Annotated in this window: 17 protein-coding genes; 16 read left to right on the top strand and 1 reads right to left on the bottom strand. The window is 49.2% G+C overall.

What is annotated here, in order from left to right; translation table 11 throughout:
* Window positions 1-92: 92 nt before the first annotated feature.
* The 4 genes from ACHMWN_RS08605 (at window position 93) to ACHMWN_RS08620 (ending at window position 4,719) form a co-directional block, all read left to right on the top strand.
* On the top strand, window positions 93-2,561 hold the full coding sequence (locus tag ACHMWN_RS08605; protein ID WP_397299726.1) for a TonB-dependent receptor domain-containing protein: 2,469 nt from the start codon (window positions 93-95) through the stop codon (window positions 2,559-2,561).
* 44 nt (window positions 2,562-2,605) lie between these two features.
* Window positions 2,606-3,178 carry a hypothetical protein gene (locus ACHMWN_RS08610; protein ID WP_397299729.1) on the top strand — a complete coding sequence of 191 codons (573 nt, stop codon included), beginning with the start codon at window positions 2,606-2,608 and terminating at the stop codon, window positions 3,176-3,178.
* Between the two features lie 424 nt (window positions 3,179-3,602).
* Entirely contained in the window at window positions 3,603-3,875 is a 273-nt protein-coding gene (locus tag ACHMWN_RS08615) for a hypothetical protein (protein WP_397299731.1), read from the top strand.
* On the top strand, window positions 3,859-4,719 hold the full coding sequence (locus tag ACHMWN_RS08620; protein ID WP_397299733.1) for an RteC domain-containing protein: 861 nt from the start codon (window positions 3,859-3,861) through the stop codon (window positions 4,717-4,719). Before ACHMWN_RS08615 ends, ACHMWN_RS08620 begins: the two co-directional genes overlap by 17 nt.
* 3 nt (window positions 4,720-4,722) lie before the next feature.
* On the opposite strand, the gene ACHMWN_RS08625 is transcribed toward ACHMWN_RS08620, so the two are convergent.
* The gene (locus ACHMWN_RS08625; RefSeq protein WP_397299736.1) at window positions 4,723-5,682 is read right to left on the bottom strand and encodes a hypothetical protein; all 960 of its coding nucleotides are present in this window, start codon (window positions 5,680-5,682) and stop codon (window positions 4,723-4,725) included.
* A 205-nt stretch (window positions 5,683-5,887) separates the two neighbouring features.
* Here ACHMWN_RS08625 and ACHMWN_RS08630 point away from each other — a divergent pair, with 205 nt between their 5' ends.
* Genes ACHMWN_RS08630 through traM form a run of 12 tightly spaced genes read left to right on the top strand, consistent with a single transcriptional unit; the run spans window position 5,888 to window position 15,057 of the window.
* Window positions 5,888-6,415, top strand: coding sequence for a hypothetical protein (locus tag ACHMWN_RS08630; protein WP_397299739.1), 528 nt, complete (start codon window positions 5,888-5,890; stop codon window positions 6,413-6,415).
* A 47-nt stretch (window positions 6,416-6,462) separates the two neighbouring features.
* Window positions 6,463-6,750 carry a DUF4134 domain-containing protein gene (locus ACHMWN_RS08635; RefSeq protein WP_397303558.1) on the top strand — a complete coding sequence of 96 codons (288 nt, stop codon included), beginning with the start codon at window positions 6,463-6,465 and terminating at the stop codon, window positions 6,748-6,750.
* Window positions 6,684-7,097, top strand: coding sequence for a DUF4133 domain-containing protein (locus ACHMWN_RS08640; protein WP_397299742.1), 414 nt, complete (start codon window positions 6,684-6,686; stop codon window positions 7,095-7,097). The genes ACHMWN_RS08635 and ACHMWN_RS08640 overlap by 67 nt, the downstream gene beginning before the upstream one ends.
* A complete protein-coding gene (locus ACHMWN_RS08645; RefSeq protein WP_397299745.1) occupies window positions 7,084-9,546 on the top strand; it encodes a TraG family conjugative transposon ATPase in 2,463 nt (820 codons plus the stop codon). The genes ACHMWN_RS08640 and ACHMWN_RS08645 overlap by 14 nt, the downstream gene beginning before the upstream one ends.
* 56 nt (window positions 9,547-9,602) lie before the next feature.
* Window positions 9,603-9,971 (top strand): hypothetical protein, encoded by a 369-nt coding sequence (locus ACHMWN_RS08650; protein ID WP_397299747.1) that lies wholly within the window; start codon window positions 9,603-9,605, stop codon window positions 9,969-9,971.
* A 13-nt stretch (window positions 9,972-9,984) separates the two neighbouring features.
* Window positions 9,985-10,686, top strand: a complete 702-nt coding sequence (locus ACHMWN_RS08655; RefSeq protein ID WP_397299750.1) for a conjugal transfer protein TraI — start codon at window positions 9,985-9,987, stop codon at window positions 10,684-10,686.
* Window positions 10,670-11,311, top strand: a complete 642-nt coding sequence (locus tag ACHMWN_RS08660; protein WP_397299753.1) for a hypothetical protein — start codon at window positions 10,670-10,672, stop codon at window positions 11,309-11,311. Before ACHMWN_RS08655 ends, ACHMWN_RS08660 begins: the two co-directional genes overlap by 17 nt.
* Complete coding sequence (locus ACHMWN_RS08665) at window positions 11,298-11,930, top strand: TerB family tellurite resistance protein (RefSeq protein WP_397299756.1); 633 nt, start codon at window positions 11,298-11,300, stop codon at window positions 11,928-11,930. The genes ACHMWN_RS08660 and ACHMWN_RS08665 overlap by 14 nt, the downstream gene beginning before the upstream one ends.
* 6 nt (window positions 11,931-11,936) lie before the next feature.
* Complete coding sequence (gene traJ, locus ACHMWN_RS08670; RefSeq protein ID WP_397299757.1) at window positions 11,937-13,136, top strand: conjugative transposon protein TraJ; 1,200 nt, start codon at window positions 11,937-11,939, stop codon at window positions 13,134-13,136.
* Between the two features lie 19 nt (window positions 13,137-13,155).
* On the top strand, window positions 13,156-13,767 hold the full coding sequence (gene traK, locus ACHMWN_RS08675) for a conjugative transposon protein TraK (protein WP_397299758.1): 612 nt from the start codon (window positions 13,156-13,158) through the stop codon (window positions 13,765-13,767).
* A 2-nt stretch (window positions 13,768-13,769) separates the two neighbouring features.
* A complete protein-coding gene (locus tag ACHMWN_RS08680; RefSeq protein WP_397299761.1) occupies window positions 13,770-13,988 on the top strand; it encodes a hypothetical protein in 219 nt (72 codons plus the stop codon).
* A 22-nt stretch (window positions 13,989-14,010) separates the two neighbouring features.
* Window positions 14,011-15,057: a conjugative transposon protein TraM gene (traM, locus tag ACHMWN_RS08685; RefSeq protein WP_397299763.1), complete on the top strand. Its 1,047-nt coding sequence runs from the start codon at window positions 14,011-14,013 to the stop codon at window positions 15,055-15,057.

Genomic DNA, 15,057 nt, shown 5'->3' on the forward strand with positions numbered 1-15,057 from the left:
ATGCGGGGGCGTTAACCGTTCGTTAACCCTTTGTTAGCCGTAATTGCGCTTTGGGGACGGCATCTTTGTGGCAGATATAAGCCATCAATGATATGAGACCACTTTTAAGACCGATTTTAATTTTTATCCTTTTCCTTACTGCCAACGTTGCGCAGGCGCGTGCCTTGCCCAGGTCAGCTTATGCCAAACAGTTAGCGCCGGCGCGGGATATCCGGGTTTCGGGGAAGGTCACCGACAACGGAGGCCATGGGCTGGAGAATGCCAATGTCACCATCTCCAGTGCCCTGGACACCACCGTGCGGAAAAGGACGCTTTCCGGTCCTGGGGGAAACTATGTGTTCGTTGGGGTGCCAGCTGGTAGGTATATCGTCACGGCCACACACCTGGGCCACGTGAAGGGAAGTTCAGACACCCTGGTTTTGGTAGAGGGTGGAACGTTGGTAGTCCCGCCAATTGCACTGAGCTCCCTGGCCAGCCAACTGGCGCAGGTCACTATCATTTCCAAAAAGCCGCTGTTTGAAAGGCGGGCCGACATGACCATCGTGAACGTTGGCAGTAGTGCGCTGGCTGCGGGGGGCTCGGCCAGTGATATTCTGGCCATTGCCCCGGGGGTATCTTTGGATGACAACCAGATTTCGCTCAAGGGCAAACAGGGCGTGGGGGTGATGATAGATGGAAAGCTGCAGAAGCTCTCGGGCGCGCAGCTGGCCAGCCTGCTGCAGGGGATGCCGGCCAGCTCGATCGACAGGATCGAGTTGATAGCTAATCCCTCGGCCCGCTATGACGCCCAGGGCAAGGGAGGGATCATCAATATTAGGACCAAGAAGGGGGCCAACCTTGGCTTCAACGGAACGTTAAGCTCAAGTGTGGTGCTGGGAAGGCGCCTTCGCCCGGGGGCTGGGGCGGTGCTGAACTATAAGTTTGCCAAGCTGAATGTTTTCGGCTCCTACGCCTATCAGCACAACAGGTACACCAGCACATATTTGAGCGATAAGGTCATTTCTGAGCGGACCCCGGTGCTGACCTATCACCAGGACCAGTCTTCCAATGGTCTGTCCGATGGGCATAACGCGAGCCTTGGGGCCGACTATACCATCAGCGATAAGCTCATGATTGGGTTCCTTGCCACCCGGAACCAAAAGAAGGGCAATAGCGGTTCGATGCAGCATATCTTTTTTGGGAGCAAGGCGAGTTCCTTGGGTGATTCTTCGCTCTTCTCCGGGAATATGGCAAGCTCTGATCTGCTGACCAGCGGGTTCAGCGTCAATTCAAGGCATGTACTTTCTGCTGGCGGGCAGCTGCTGCTTTTGGATGCGGACCATACGCGTTACCGCTCAACGGGCCTTGCTTCCTTTGAAAACTCCTATCGTAATGCAAGCGGAGTGGCCTCGGGCAGGGCTGAGCATATCGACAATGATGCCAGCGAAAAGATCGACCTTACGGTGCTCAAGGCGGACTATAGCCCCCCTCTTACAGGAGGCGGGAAACTTGAGGCCGGACTAAAAGCCGCCTTTACGCGCTCCTATGCCTCGGTAGCGTTCCGCTCGGACAGGTCTGGGGCGCTAGTGGTGGATAATGCCAGGAGCAATGCCTTTGCCTATCGTGAGATCATCGGTGCGGGGTATTTGAACTATAGCGCAAAGTTTGGTAAAGGGACCGAGTTCCAGGCGGGGCTTAGGGCCGAACAGACCCATTACACGGGCAGCTCGCCAACCACCGGCCAGGCTGCGGGCCGGAACTACCTTAACCTGTTTCCCAGCCTTTCGGTTCAACAGGCCCTGGGTGAGAACTCGGTTGGCTTTTCCTACAGCAGGCGTATCGGCCGGCCGGACTATGAGGACCTGAACCCGTTCACCGATTACACTTCGCCCTATTTTTATTCCCAGGGCAATCCCCTGCTGAGACCGGAAACCACCCATGGCCTTGAGCTCAGTTATGGATACCACCAGAAGTTGGACCTTTCCCTTGGCTTTAGCCGTACCAATGATTACTACAATTACTTTACCGCCCTTGCGGGGAGCTCCGGGGCTACAAGGCAAACGGTCGACAACTTCGATCATTACGATTCATGGAACCTGTCGGCAAGCTATTCGGGGGATCTTTTGGAATGGTGGACGCTGACCACAAATGGCGACCTTTCCTATGATAGGTACCGCACGCCATACCTTGGCGTGGACATCGATGTCAAGCAGGTCTCCTACAGCTTTCAGGCACTCAGCAGCTTTCGCATCGGCAAGGCACTGACCGCCGAACTGATCGGGCTATACCGCTCTAATCGGGTGCAGCTGGCCAGGACGATCGACGGAAAGTACCGCGTGGATGCAGCACTAAAGTATGCCTTTGCCGGAAACAGGGCAACATTTAAGACCGGGGTGACCGATATTTTCTATACCTTTATCAACAAGGGTACCAATGCGTTCCAGGGGCTATATGGCACCTACTATAACCGCAACGAGAACCGAAGGTTCAACCTGTCGCTTTCCTACCGGTTTGGCGGGGGAGCAACGGCGCTGAAGAAAAGCCGCGTTAACCAGGAAGAGCTCGACCGCATCAAGCAGTAGCCTTAGGTGATATGTTCCCGGGCGGAGGTAGGATTTACAAAATAGTGTTAAAAACCTTAAATATTCAAAGATATGAAATCGATCAAATTACTAACGGCCTGCCTTGTGCTCATCCTTTTGGGGTCTTGCCAGCTGGGGGCAGAAAGAAAACTGCCGAGCAGGAAAAATCATTCCTTCCCATGCAGGTGGGCAATCTGTGGCAAATCAATGCCCAGAACTTTACCCAGATCCAGGACACGCTGAGCATCGGCGGCAACCTTTACTTTAAGTTCCATTCGCTTATCGGCGGGGATGCGGTAGATACCAAGTACCTTCGGATCGATGGGGCCGGCCAGCTGCTGGAGGCCTATCCGAACGATCCAGGTAATACCTATCTGCATGCATGCTTCAACGGTAAGCTGGGTGAGGAGTTCTTTACCCTTAAAGATGGTTCGGAGAACGACTATAAGGTGAGGATCATTGAGAAAACCCCGGAAAAGATGACCTTTGAGTTCGAGATGGTCTACCATCCCAAGCTCAAGGGCGACAAACATACCGTCAGCTATGTCAAGGGAATTGGCCTTCAGGGCAAGTGGAACAAAGTCGTGATCGGTGGAAGAACGGTAAAAGGAGAATAGTTCTTGTGCCCAGCTGCAGACGTTATCCAAAGCCAGTTAAGTGTCAATGGTCATCAGACAACACAAGAAAAATTTAGTAATAGTTAATAATTAGTTAAGACACGCTGAGGCTAGATAGCTCAGCGTGTTTTTTTGTTGGATTAGCAAGCACGATAATTTGCCTTGCATATCAGATTTTTTAAGCTATTTGAAGCATAGGCAACTCCGCTTTTTTTACTTAAAGTGGCCTGAAATATGCCTTTTGCCACAAATTACCATTAAACGTGCAACGAAATACCAGTTTTTGTGTACGATTTTTTTCTCCCTGTAGCCCAAATTTGCATCAGTAACCAAATCTGATGCGTATGGAAAAACCGCTACCAAACCTGCCCGTGATAGTTGTGGCCAGTTAACCGGCCAGGCAGGAGTGACCAAATCATTACCTATGTTAAAAACGTTTACTGGAAAGCTGTCCGAAAAGATTCGGGTACTTTCTAATCTAACGAAAAAGGGCCTGCGTTCGCAGTTGCCCAAGGCTTTGCCATGGCTATCGCAAGCAAGGGGCAAAAGCCATTTGTTTTCCGTTTATCACCAGCCCGCACTGGCGGATCCTGTTCCCATTAACTTATTTTCTTCTCGGCATCTTGGGTGGAGGATTTTAAGCGAAATGAATCTGGGATCAAACTTACATATGGGCGGATATGGAAAAGAAATTTAAGCAGTTGATCGACCAGCTAGGGACAGACCTGCAAGTGGGCGAGGAAAAGAAGCTTCCGATTTTAGAGCAGCTAAAAGCTCAGCTTTTGCTGATCAATGAATGCCTTTCTTGTGTAAGGGAACTTGTCGTTAAAGACGGCTTTGCAAGCCAAGGCGAGGAAATTGAATTTTTTAAGTCCGTCAAGCCCCAGGTCTATGGACTATTGATCTATACCACTGAACGCTACAACTATGAAAGTTCAAGGCCAGTTGTTACCAGCGGAAAGAAAGATTTCCAGAAAGAGCAGCTTAAGTATATTTCCAGGTTCTTTCGCCGCCATGAATTTTTCTATCAGTACTATAGGCTGGGGATGGAGGAAATGGACCCGGTTTATTTTATCCGGGGAAAAAGGCAAGAGGGTTTTGCGGCCAGCGATGTGCCGGAGCTGAACAGCACCTTTGCCACAACTGGGGATTACCTATTTTCCAAGTTCATTGGCCTAGAGATGATGCAGCAGGCCATCCTTTTGGAAATGAATGGTTCCAGTGCTACGGTAGCTGCCGAGGTGGAAAGCCGCAAAGGCAGGAAGCTGAAATGGACTGGCGATAGTACCAACCTGATAGAACTTTTGTATGGGCTTTTTGAGACCAAGCAGTTCAATGATGGCGAAGTTGACATCTCAGATCTGGTGGATGTGTTCGAGCAGGTCTTCAATACCAATCTTTCCAATTACTTCCGAAGGTTTACCACGATCAAAAGGCGTAAATCAGTTTCTAAGACCAGGTTCCTGGATGAGATGCGCGAGGCGGTGAACAAGCGGATCGATGATGCAGATGCCTATGTGCCGGCCTGGGCCAAATCTTAAGGGTTACTTTTTTGGCCAAATGCTGGAAGCATAGTTTTCGTTCTTTGAATTATCTATAGGTTTTCTAGGGGTGTTATCGCCAGGTACAAATATCGCTTCAGGCTGCAATGCCATATTGATCAGATCTTTAGAGATGGCCACGCCGATGGCTAACCTCATTTTGATCAATATCATTGCAACATCTAGAATCTGGTTCAGCCAAATAGTAGCCTCCTCTATGGTGATTACGAATGAAGGCGGGTCAAAGTGCATCAAGTGGTTTCTTAACTCCCTCAGGTTATCAAAACTTGGCATCTCAGCTTCTATGTTCAGTTGCTGACCCGTGATCTGGTATACCCATTTGAATTTATCCTTGGTCCTTCGGGCATGCCGTTCTCCAAGTTTGTCCTTGGAGAACTTCCAGCCAGGTAATGGATCGAATTCGGCTTTGATGTATAATTGCGTGAATGCGATTTCCACCAATGAAATCACGTTGCTAATTAAATCTCTTAAATCAAATACCCAGTCATCATCAAGCGCATTTGAGGAATTTTGGATCAGACGATTCCTGTCCTTGATGATCCTGCGTATCAATTGAGGCTGATAGGAGGTGTACAGTCTCCCTTCTCGTTGCAATGCTGGCTTCAGTGGATAGTCCTTGCCATAATAGTTTTGCAAATCCCCACTTTCTACCGAAAAAATCCCATCATCGCCCGTGATGTGAAAATTCAGCTTTATTTCCATAGATCCATCCATCCAATCGCAGTGCTGTTCCATAAGATTTAATTTTTCCGGTTCAAATCCGCCAAGCTCCCTAGTGGATTTTGAGAAAATATGGTAGTTGAGCGGGGCACTCGATTGACCATTAAGTGGCCCATCATGATAGGTCAATGTCAGTTCCTGTCTTTGAGCCAGCCACTTTTTGATCGAAAGGTTCTTGCGAAGGTATTGGTTGGATAGCAATAGGGAAGCATAAGATATCATGCCCTTCCTTGGTTTTCCCCGCTTGCTATAAAAGCGTGGTTTGGGTCAATATTGCTATGTGTAAGGTGAAAGCCTAGGTTCATGGTTTAAAGGTACTGATAGTATTTGTAAGGTTATAACCTAGGTTATTGTCCATTCTGGAAACCGATTAACTGGAATTTTGGTGATGCCAAGGCAATTCAGCATTTGGTGAAAAAGAAAAGATATGTTACAACAGTTTACTTGGGGACAGTTTCTGCTGGCCTCGTTCGTGCTCAGTTTTTTATGGTATGTCTTTGTGGTACTGGGCTTTTACCGCAGGGAATTCTTTGGCCTGCTTTCTGGAAGTGGTGGTTCCCAAGAACCCTTGCCTCACCGGTGGGAAAAGGGCGTAGCCGTTTTAGATCATGAGGTGGGAAATGATGCTGACCTGGAAGAAGGCCTGATGGGCAAGCCTGCCCTGCCCCAGGGAATGGCGCTGGTCAAAACAAGCGAAGTTGCCTTTGCAAGTTCCGATACCAACACTGATCAAATAGGTATGGTAGCTGATGTGATCCAGGACCTGAAGGAAATCTTCAAGGTCCTGGAACAGCAGGCAGGCGATAAGAAGGATTTTTTCAGGCTACTGGAAAAGGTGAAGCAGGATTATGGGCGCATCGGCGGCCATCCCTCCATTGGGAGCATCAACCGGTTTATTTCCGATCATGTGCCCTTTCACCTTTCGGCGGAGGAGCTGGAAAACCTGTGGTATTAACGTGGAGTAAATTAAGGATTATGAGAAAGTTAGAAAGAATTAGATTAATGTTTTTGGGCGTGCTGACGCTGGTGATGGTGTCTGTTGTTTGCCTTGCCCAAGACGGGAACGCGGGGATACAGGAAGCGACCAACAAGGTGAAGGGCTATTTTGATACGGGCTGCGATCTGATGTATGCCATCGGCGCTGTTGTGGGCATTATCGGTGCGGTGAAGGTCTTCAATAAGTGGAATGCAGGTGAGCCCGATACCAACAAGGTGGCTGCGGCATGGTTTGGTTCCTGCATCTTTTTGGTAGTGGTGGCAACGGTGCTGAAGTCATTTTTTGGGATATAGGAGGAATAGGTATGGCTTCGGTATATAAAATCAATAAAGGGGTTTCCAAGCCCATTGTCTTTAAGGGACTAAAGGCGCAGTACATCGCCTACCTGGCCTTGGGGTTGGTGTTCCTGCTGGTGCTCTTTGCAGCATTATATATTTTGGGACTATCGCTTTTTGTGGTCTTGCCATTGATATTATCGCTTGGATCTGCGGTGTTCTTTACAGTGTTCAGGTTATCCCACCGGTTTGGCGAGCACGGGCTGATGAAATATTTTGCTAGGCGCGGCATCCCGACCTATGTGCGGTTTAATTCTAGACGTGTGTTTACCAGTTTGAAGGGAGGCAGGAATGAAAGAGGCTAGGGATCTGCTTCCAATCTATAAGGTAGAGCATAACTGTATCCTGTCAAGGCAGGGAGATATCACCGTTGGCTTCAAGGTCTCGCTGCCCGAGATATTCACTTTATCGGATCGCGATTATGAAAGCTACCACCAGGGGTGGGTGAAGGCGATCAAGCTATTGCCCCAGCACTGCGTGTTCCACAAGCAGGACTGGTTTTCGGCTGGGAACTATAAGGCGGATTTCGCTTCGGCCGGAGATAGTTTTCTGTCCAGGTCTTCGGAGAGGTTCTTTAACGAACGTGAATGCCTGGATCATAGCTGCTATGTCTTTTTGACCAAAAAGGCTGCAGGCAGGAAACTGTCGTCCTCGATGTACAGTAACATTCGCCGCCAGTCGGTCGTTCCAGCGCAAACCGTTTCACCGGTCTTATATCGTGATTTTATGGACAGCGTAGGTCAGTTTGCTAGGGTGCTTTCAGATAGCGGCTTTGTTGTTCTTTCTAGGTTAACTGATGATGAGCTGGCGGGAACGGCCAATGTGCCAGGGGTTTTGGAGCGTTACTGTTTTCTTTTGGAAGAGGGAAAGCCGTCGGTGATCCGGGACATCCACCTGAAAGAGCAGATTAGGATCGGGGATAAGCACCTGGAACTATATACGCTCTCTGATACCGAAGACCTTCCCTCGCTTGTTGGTAGCCGTATCAACTATGACAGGTATTCTACCGACCGGACCAAGTTCTCGGTTGGGTTTGCCTCGCCCCTTGGCCAGCTATTGCCCTGTAACCACATCTTTAATCAGTATGTGTTCTTGGGGGATTCTTCGGCCACCTTAAAGAGGTTAGAGGCAAAGAAACTCCGCCTGCAATCCCTTTCGGGTTATTCTAGAGAGAATGCGATCTCTAGGGATTCGGTAAACGATTTTCTGAACGAGGCGATTGCCTCGGGCAGGCTTCCGGTCAAGGCGCACTTCAATGTGCTGGCCTGGAGCGATGATGGTTCGGGGCAGGCGGATCTTCGTAACCTGGTTTCTTCAGCGATGGCCCAGCTTGATGCGGTTGCAAAACAGGAGACCGACGGGCAGGCGCAGATCTGGTTTGCGGGGCTTCCGGGCAACGAGGCGGATTTTCCGATGAACGACACCTTTGATACCTTCTTGGAACAGGCGACCTGCTTTTTTAACCTGGAGAGTAATTACCGTTCTTCTGTTTCTCCCTTCGGGATCCGTTTGGGGGACAGGCTGACAGGGCGTCCGGTCCACGTGGATATTTCCGATGAGCCGATCTCTTTGGGTTATGCGACCAATCGAAATAAGTTCATCCTAGGGCCTTCGGGATCTGGCAAGTCGTTTTTCACCAATCACATGGTCAGGAGTTATTATGAACAGGGGGCGCACGTGGTTTTGGTGGATGTCGGGCACAGTTATAAGGGGCTCTGCGATCTGGTAGGTGGCTATTATTTTACCTACTCGGAATCTGATCCCATCCGTTTTAATCCCTTCTTTTTGGGCGAAGGGGACGTGCTGGATACCGAAAAGAAGGAGAGTATCAAAACTCTCTTGCTTGCGCTTTGGAAAAAGGATGATGAGCATTTTAGGCGCTCGGAATATGTGGCCTTAAGTAATGCACTGACGCTATACTTTGAGCACCTTGATGCTAGGGCAGATATCTTTCCCTGCTTTAATACCTTTTATGAGTTCTTGCAGAGTGAATATGTGGAGGTGTTAGCGGCATCGAAGGTAAAGGAAAAGGATTTTGACGTGGATAATTTCCTTTATGTGCTCAATCCCTATTACCGTGGCGGCGAGTTCGATTTTTTGTTGAACGCAACCGAGAACCTGGATTTGTTGCAGACCCCATTTATCGTGATCGAGCTGGATAACATCAAGGACCATCCGATCCTGTTCCCGGTAACCACTTTGATCTTGATGGAAATGTTCATTTCCAAGATGAGAAAGCTCAAGGGCGTTCGCAAGGTGCTGCTGATCGAGGAGTGCTGGAAGGCGATTGCCAAGGACGGGATGGCAGAATATATCAAGTATCTCTTTAAGACCGTGCGCAAGCATTTTGGAGAGGCAATCGTAGTCACGCAGGAAGTCGAGGATATCATCTCCTCGCCCATTGTCAAGCAGGCGATCATCAATAACTCAGACTGTAAAATTCTGCTCGACCAATCCAAGTACCAGAACAAGTTTGATCAGATCCAGGAGCTACTTGGACTGACCGATAAGGAAAGGGCGCAGGTGCTTTCGATGAACAAGGCAAACGATCCAAGGCGAAAATACAAGGAGGTTTTTATCTCCATCGGCGGCCAGCTTTCCAAGGTCTATAGGACCGAGGTTTCGCTGGAAGAATATTTGGCCTATACCACAGAGGAGCGAGAAAAGGTGCAGGTGCAGGAATATTCCCTGCGGTACGGCAGCATGCAAAAAGGGATTGCGGTACTGGCGAATGAATTGCGCCAGCAATCATGAAGACAGCTCAAAACGTAAAAAGAAACTGAGTAAATGCGGACTAGAATATAAAAGTTATGAAAAAATTAATCATTCTAATGGGTTTGGCCCTAGCGATGATGCTGGGCTGCACTAGAGATAAGGTAAAAGAATTTATCCCGGGGGTTTATGTGAACTCCGCTGGCGGGGAGTTTTCAGTGGCGAGTGATACCCTGGTCATCGAAATGGTAGAGGGGAACAATTATGTGATCCACCGAAGGACGGGCTTCAACCTGGTTTCCGATGGAAAGATTGGTAGGCGTGAATATGAGACCGAGCAGTGGAAGGCAATTTATAGTGCAGAGAACCAGAGCCTGACCGAGGTGCGCAAGGGAAAACTGATCTCGTTTTTCCCTGACAAGAATTATCTATCGGTTGGTGCAAGGGTATATCAAAAATTGAATTAACAAAAATATTGACATGAAAATTTTTAAGAAGATGAAGAAGTTTATGGTCATCCTGCCCATGAGCGCCATGACCATATTCGTATCGCTGCCCACTGGGGCAAATGCCCAGGTAGCGGTACTGGAGGTGATCAAGGCCGGGGTAAAAAAGGTCATCAAGGCGATGGACCTCAAGGTGCAGCGGTTGCAGAACGAAACGATCTGGCTGCAGAATGCGCAGAAAGTGCTGGAGAACCAGTTAAGTAAGTTAAAGTTGACGGAGATCTCAGATTGGACGGCAAAGCAAAAAGAGCTTTACAGTAAATATTATGAGGAACTCTGGAAGGTGAAGTCTGCCATTACCTATTACAAAAGGTTAAAGGAATTGACCACTCGCCAGCTGGATATCGTGGAGGAATACCGATGGGCATGGAATTTATTTGGAAAGAGCGGACATTTCTCCGTGGATGAGCTTTCAGCGATGGAAAAGGTGTATTCGGGGATCTTGCAGGAGAGTGTGAAGAATGTCGATCAGATCCTTGTGGTGGTGAATTCCTTTAAGACCCAGATGAGTGATGCGGCTAGGTTGGAACTGATCTCAGAGGCGGCAAAGGAAATGGAGCGCAACTGGGCGGATTTGAAAAGGTTCAACCGCGAGAATAGTCTATTGTCCATTCAGCGTGCTAAGTCCTTGGATGAGGCCGCAAAATTAAAGGCGCTATATGGGATCGAGAATTAAGTTGTTTTTGTGCCTAGTGGTGTGTTTGGTTATGGTTTTCTCGGTTGCCTCGGCGCAGACCTACGGCGAGCTGTTCCGCCAGAAAAAGACGCAGGAAAAATACCTGATCAAGCAATTGGCCTATCTGAAGCTCTACGCGGGCTACGTAAAAAAGGGATATGATATCGTGGGCTCGGGACTGAATACGATCAAGGGAATTACCTCGGGCGAGTTTGGTCTGCATGAGGCGTTTTTTGGTTCGCTGAAACTGGTCAGTCCTATTGTCAAAAAAGACTATCGGGTGCTGGAGATGGTTTCGATGCAGCTTCGGATTTCCAGGGCGTTTGCTGCGATGGCTAAGACTGACATTGGTAGCGAAAACCTGACCTATGTGCATTCGGTGCGAGAAAACTTGATATCTGAATGCAACAAGGACCTGGATGAGCTCGTGCTGGTAGTTACCTCTTCCAAAGTAGAAATGGATGATGAGCAGCGGCTTTCCAGGCTTTCAAAAGTATATGGCTCAATGCTGGAAAAACTGGAATTCGTGATGGGTTTTCTGGCGGAGATCAAACAGCTGGAACAGGCGATGGAAAGTGAAAAGTCTGGGGTTAATGAATTATGGAGGTTGTATGAAAAATATTAAAAAACTGTTTTTCGGCTTTGCGTTTCTGCTGTGTTTTGAGGTGAGCTACGCCCAGTCCCAGGAAGCAAAGCAATTGCTGTTGAACGTAGAAAAGCTTTCTCAGCTGAAAAACATATTGGCGGATATGAAAAAGGGATATACCGTTGTGTCAAATGGCTACCGTTCGGTGAAGAACATTGCCCAGGGAAATTTTTCACTCCACGAGGTGTTTTTGGACGGGCTGATGCTGGTCTCGCCCGAAGTGAAAAAATATGCCCGTGTGGCAGATATCATTTCCTATCAAAAGGATATCCTCTCTGAGTACAAGCGGGCCTTGAAGGGCTTTCGGGCGGCGGATGTGTTCTCGCCGAATGAGCTTTCCTATCTGGGCTCGGTCTATGAGAATTTGTTTTCCCAGAGCCTGCAGAATCTGGAGGACCTCGCGATGGTGGTCACCTCTTCTAAACTTCGCATGAGCGATGATGAAAGGCTGAGGGCAATCGACCGGATATTTCTAGATACTAAGGACAAGCTGATGTTCCTTCGGGAATTCAACTTGCAGGGGCGGATGCTGATGCTTCAAAAGCAGAAGGAAAAGCGGGAGATCGAGCAGCTGAAATCCTATTACAGGCAAAATTAAGATGTGATGAAAAAGACGATTTTTTATGGGGCGCTACTTGCGCTACTGGCTACAGCCTTGCCCTTGTTTTCCTTTGGTCAGGCGGTTTCCGAGCGCCTGCAGGGGATGCAGCCGGTACTGGACAGGGTGTATGCGGAGATGTTGCCGCTTTGCGCTAAGCTGATTGATGTGGGTCGAGGCCTTGCGGGATTTGGGGCGCTCTGGTATATCGCCTCTCGCGTCTGGCAACAGATTGCTAGGGCCGAGGCGATTGATTTTTATCCGCTGCTGCGGCCATTTGCACTGGGGCTTGCAATCGTGCTGTATCCGATGGTGATCGGGATCATGAACGGGGTACTCTCGCCAACGGTCTCGGCGACCAGCGGGATGGTGAAGGACAGTAACAGGGCGATCGAAAGGCTGCTGGCCCAGAAGGAAACCGCGCTGAAAAAGACCAAAAAATGGCAGATGTATGTCGGGGAATCAGGGTCCGGTGACAGGGAGAAATGGTATCGCTATACCCATCCCAAGGATCCCAACGGGGAGGATGAGAGTTTTCTGGAGGGGATTGGCAATGACATGAGCTTTTACATGGAAAAGCAGGGCTATAATTTTCGTAACTCCATTAAGCAGTGGATGAGCGAGGTGCTGGAGGTGCTCTATGCTGCCGCTGCCTTGTGCATCAACGTGATCAGGACCTTTATGCTGATCGTGATGGCCATCCTTGGACCGCTGGTATTTGGTTTTGCGGTGTTCGACGGGTTCCAGCAGACCCTCACGGTCTGGATTGCCAGGTACGTGAACATCTTTCTCTGGCTGCCTATTGCCAACATCTTCGGGAGCATCCTGGGTAAGATCCAGGAAAACATGATCAAGTTGGATATCTCCCAGATCGATTCCCAAGGCGAGACCGTGTTCTCCTCGACGGATGTGGCCTACCTGATTTTTCTGGTGATCGGCATCGTGGGCTATTTCTGCGTGCCCAGCGTAGCCAACTATGTGGTCCATGCCGGAGAGGGAAACGTGATGGTGCAGAAGATCAATTCATATGTGGCCGTTTCTAGGTCAGCCGGAATGAGCGCGGCAGGTGCGGGCGCTGGGATGGCGGCGGACATGTTGGGCAACCAGGCCCGCGAACTTCGCCAGGGCTATGCAGCGGAATCTACGGGCGATTATTTCAAGGATAGCGGCAGCTCCCATCAAAGGGACAGGCTCTCGGGCAATTAACTTACTAAATACTATAAAGATGTTTACACAATTTAAAAACATAGATACCGCCTTTAGGCACATCAAGACCTTTTCGCTGTTTCTGATCGTGGCCTGCATTCTGGTATCGGGGTTTGCGATCTACAAGAGCTTTGAGATGGTACGGTCGGCCAATGCCAAGATCTATATTCTGGCAAACGGTAAGGCAATTGAGGCCTTTTCGGCAGAGCGAAAGGATAACATCGGCGTTGAGATCCGTGACCACGTGAAAATGTTCCACCACTGGTTTTTTACCCTAGACCCTGATGAAAAGGTGATCCAGCGCAATATGGGGCTGGCCTTGAATTTGGCGGACCAGAGCGCAAAGAAATCCTATGATAACCTCAGAGAGCAGGGGTATTTCACTAACCTCATTTCGGCCAATATTTCCCAGGAGATTTCGGTGGATTCGGTGGAGCTTAACCTGGACGTTTATCCCTATTATTTCAAGTGCCACGCGACCCAGCAACTGATTCGCTCAACCTCTACGGTGGTTCGAAGACTGGTCACCCAAGGTTATTTGCGCAACGTGTCGCGCTCGGACAATAACCCGCACGGGTTTTTGATCCAGCGGTGGGAAACCCTGGAAAATGCGGACGTGGTAAAGCCTTAGTTATGGGATGGTTCAAATGGAAAAAAGAGCTCAGCCCGCAGGGGGATGCGGTGGCGAAAAGGGCGGCTGAAAGGATTTTGGCCTTTCAGCAAAAGCTGGCAGACAGGTTAAATGCAGTCTGTGAAAAGTGGAACAGAAAGACCCTGCTGATGGTGCTTTTAGCACTTGGTGTTGCCTTTGGCGCTTACTGCCTCTGGCTGGTGACGGGGCTATTCAGATAATATTAATTATAAAATAATAGAGATGGAAACAAAAAAAAGAACAAGGGACAAAAGGAAGATCCTTTTGGTATTGCCGCTACTGGTATTGCCTTTTATGGCGCTGGGCTTTTATGCAATGGGCGGCGGAAAAGGAGAGACTTCAGGTGGAGTTGCTGTACACAAGGGGATCAATACGGCACTGCCCGATGCGAGTTTTAAGACCGAGGATCCAGTGGACAAAATGGGCTTTTATGCCAAGGCGGGAAAGGATACTTCTGCGCAGTTGGGGAGTTCTGGGATTTCTTCAAGGCTCGGGTTTGCTGTGGAAGAAGACCCAAAGACAGCGGAAATTAATGCGAAGCTTGCGGCGCTGAACAAGGAGATTAATTCACCGGTAGTTGCAGGGGGTGAGGCGAAAGCCAAAGTAGTTTCCTCAGCTAGTGGCGGTTCGATCAAAAGTGATGTGGACCGTTTGGAGCAGATGATGAAAACGATGCAGGAAGGAAAAGGCAAGGATGCCGAAATGGAACAAATGGACCAGGTGCTGGAAAAGATCCTGGATATCCAGAATCCTGTCCGCGCCCAGCAAAAGGTGTTGGGAAAGATCTATTCGGGACAGGATCTGGAAAAATTTTCTGCAATTACTGCGGTAATTGATGGCAACCAAAAGGTGGTACAGGGATCTTCGGTGAAACTCAGGCTGACCGATTCGGTGACCCTATCCGGAGTGGTCATTCCAAAGGGACATTTGCTTTTTGGATTGTGCAAGGTTACTAACCAAAGGCTGCTTTTGGACATCAAGAATATACGTTTTGGGAACCAGATCATTCCGGTTGACCTTTCTGTTTACTCACTGGACGGGATGCCGGGGATTGATGCGCCTGATGCGGTCTATCGCGATGCGGCAGGAATAGGCGTGGCTGACGGTATTTCAGGAGTTTCGGTATACGGCATGGAAGGGGTCGGCGGGGAACTGGCGGGTGCTGGAATTGATGCGGCCAAATCGCTTTTGTCCAAAAGGGCAAGAGTAGTAAAGGTGAAACTCAAGGGCGATCTTCCAGTACTGCTCAGGATAAACAGGCAGCTCTAG

Origin of the sequence: Pedobacter sp. UC225_61 (genome assembly GCF_044452285.1) — a bacterium.
In the GTDB taxonomy this organism is placed as follows: domain Bacteria; phylum Bacteroidota; class Bacteroidia; order Sphingobacteriales; family Sphingobacteriaceae; genus Pedobacter.

What these genes read in the sequence shown, in the direction of transcription:
- ACHMWN_RS08650 (WP_397299747.1), top strand. Translation starts at nt 9,603, where the DNA reads ATGAAAAAATTAATCATTCTAATGGGTTTGGCCCTAGCGATGATGCTG.
- ACHMWN_RS08660 (WP_397299753.1), top strand. Translation starts at nt 10,670, where the DNA reads ATGGGATCGAGAATTAAGTTGTTTTTGTGCCTAGTGGTGTGTTTGGTT.
- traK (WP_397299758.1), top strand. Translation starts at nt 13,156, where the DNA reads ATGTTTACACAATTTAAAAACATAGATACCGCCTTTAGGCACATCAAG.
- traM (WP_397299763.1), top strand. Translation starts at nt 14,011, where the DNA reads ATGGAAACAAAAAAAAGAACAAGGGACAAAAGGAAGATCCTTTTGGTA.
- ACHMWN_RS08630 (WP_397299739.1), top strand. Translation starts at nt 5,888, where the DNA reads ATGTTACAACAGTTTACTTGGGGACAGTTTCTGCTGGCCTCGTTCGTG.
- ACHMWN_RS08640 (WP_397299742.1), top strand. Translation starts at nt 6,684, where the DNA reads ATGGTTTGGTTCCTGCATCTTTTTGGTAGTGGTGGCAACGGTGCTGAA.
- ACHMWN_RS08615 (WP_397299731.1), top strand. Translation starts at nt 3,603, where the DNA reads ATGTTAAAAACGTTTACTGGAAAGCTGTCCGAAAAGATTCGGGTACTT.
- ACHMWN_RS08625 (WP_397299736.1), bottom strand. Translation starts at nt 5,682, where the DNA reads ATGATATCTTATGCTTCCCTATTGCTATCCAACCAATACCTTCGCAAG.
- ACHMWN_RS08620 (WP_397299733.1), top strand. Translation starts at nt 3,859, where the DNA reads ATGGAAAAGAAATTTAAGCAGTTGATCGACCAGCTAGGGACAGACCTG.
- traJ (WP_397299757.1), top strand. Translation starts at nt 11,937, where the DNA reads ATGAAAAAGACGATTTTTTATGGGGCGCTACTTGCGCTACTGGCTACA.
- ACHMWN_RS08680 (WP_397299761.1), top strand. Translation starts at nt 13,770, where the DNA reads ATGGGATGGTTCAAATGGAAAAAAGAGCTCAGCCCGCAGGGGGATGCG.
- ACHMWN_RS08635 (WP_397303558.1), top strand. Translation starts at nt 6,463, where the DNA reads ATGTTTTTGGGCGTGCTGACGCTGGTGATGGTGTCTGTTGTTTGCCTT.
- ACHMWN_RS08665 (WP_397299756.1), top strand. Translation starts at nt 11,298, where the DNA reads ATGAAAAATATTAAAAAACTGTTTTTCGGCTTTGCGTTTCTGCTGTGT.
- ACHMWN_RS08645 (WP_397299745.1), top strand. Translation starts at nt 7,084, where the DNA reads ATGAAAGAGGCTAGGGATCTGCTTCCAATCTATAAGGTAGAGCATAAC.
- ACHMWN_RS08655 (WP_397299750.1), top strand. Translation starts at nt 9,985, where the DNA reads ATGAAAATTTTTAAGAAGATGAAGAAGTTTATGGTCATCCTGCCCATG.
- ACHMWN_RS08605 (WP_397299726.1), top strand. Translation starts at nt 93, where the DNA reads ATGAGACCACTTTTAAGACCGATTTTAATTTTTATCCTTTTCCTTACT.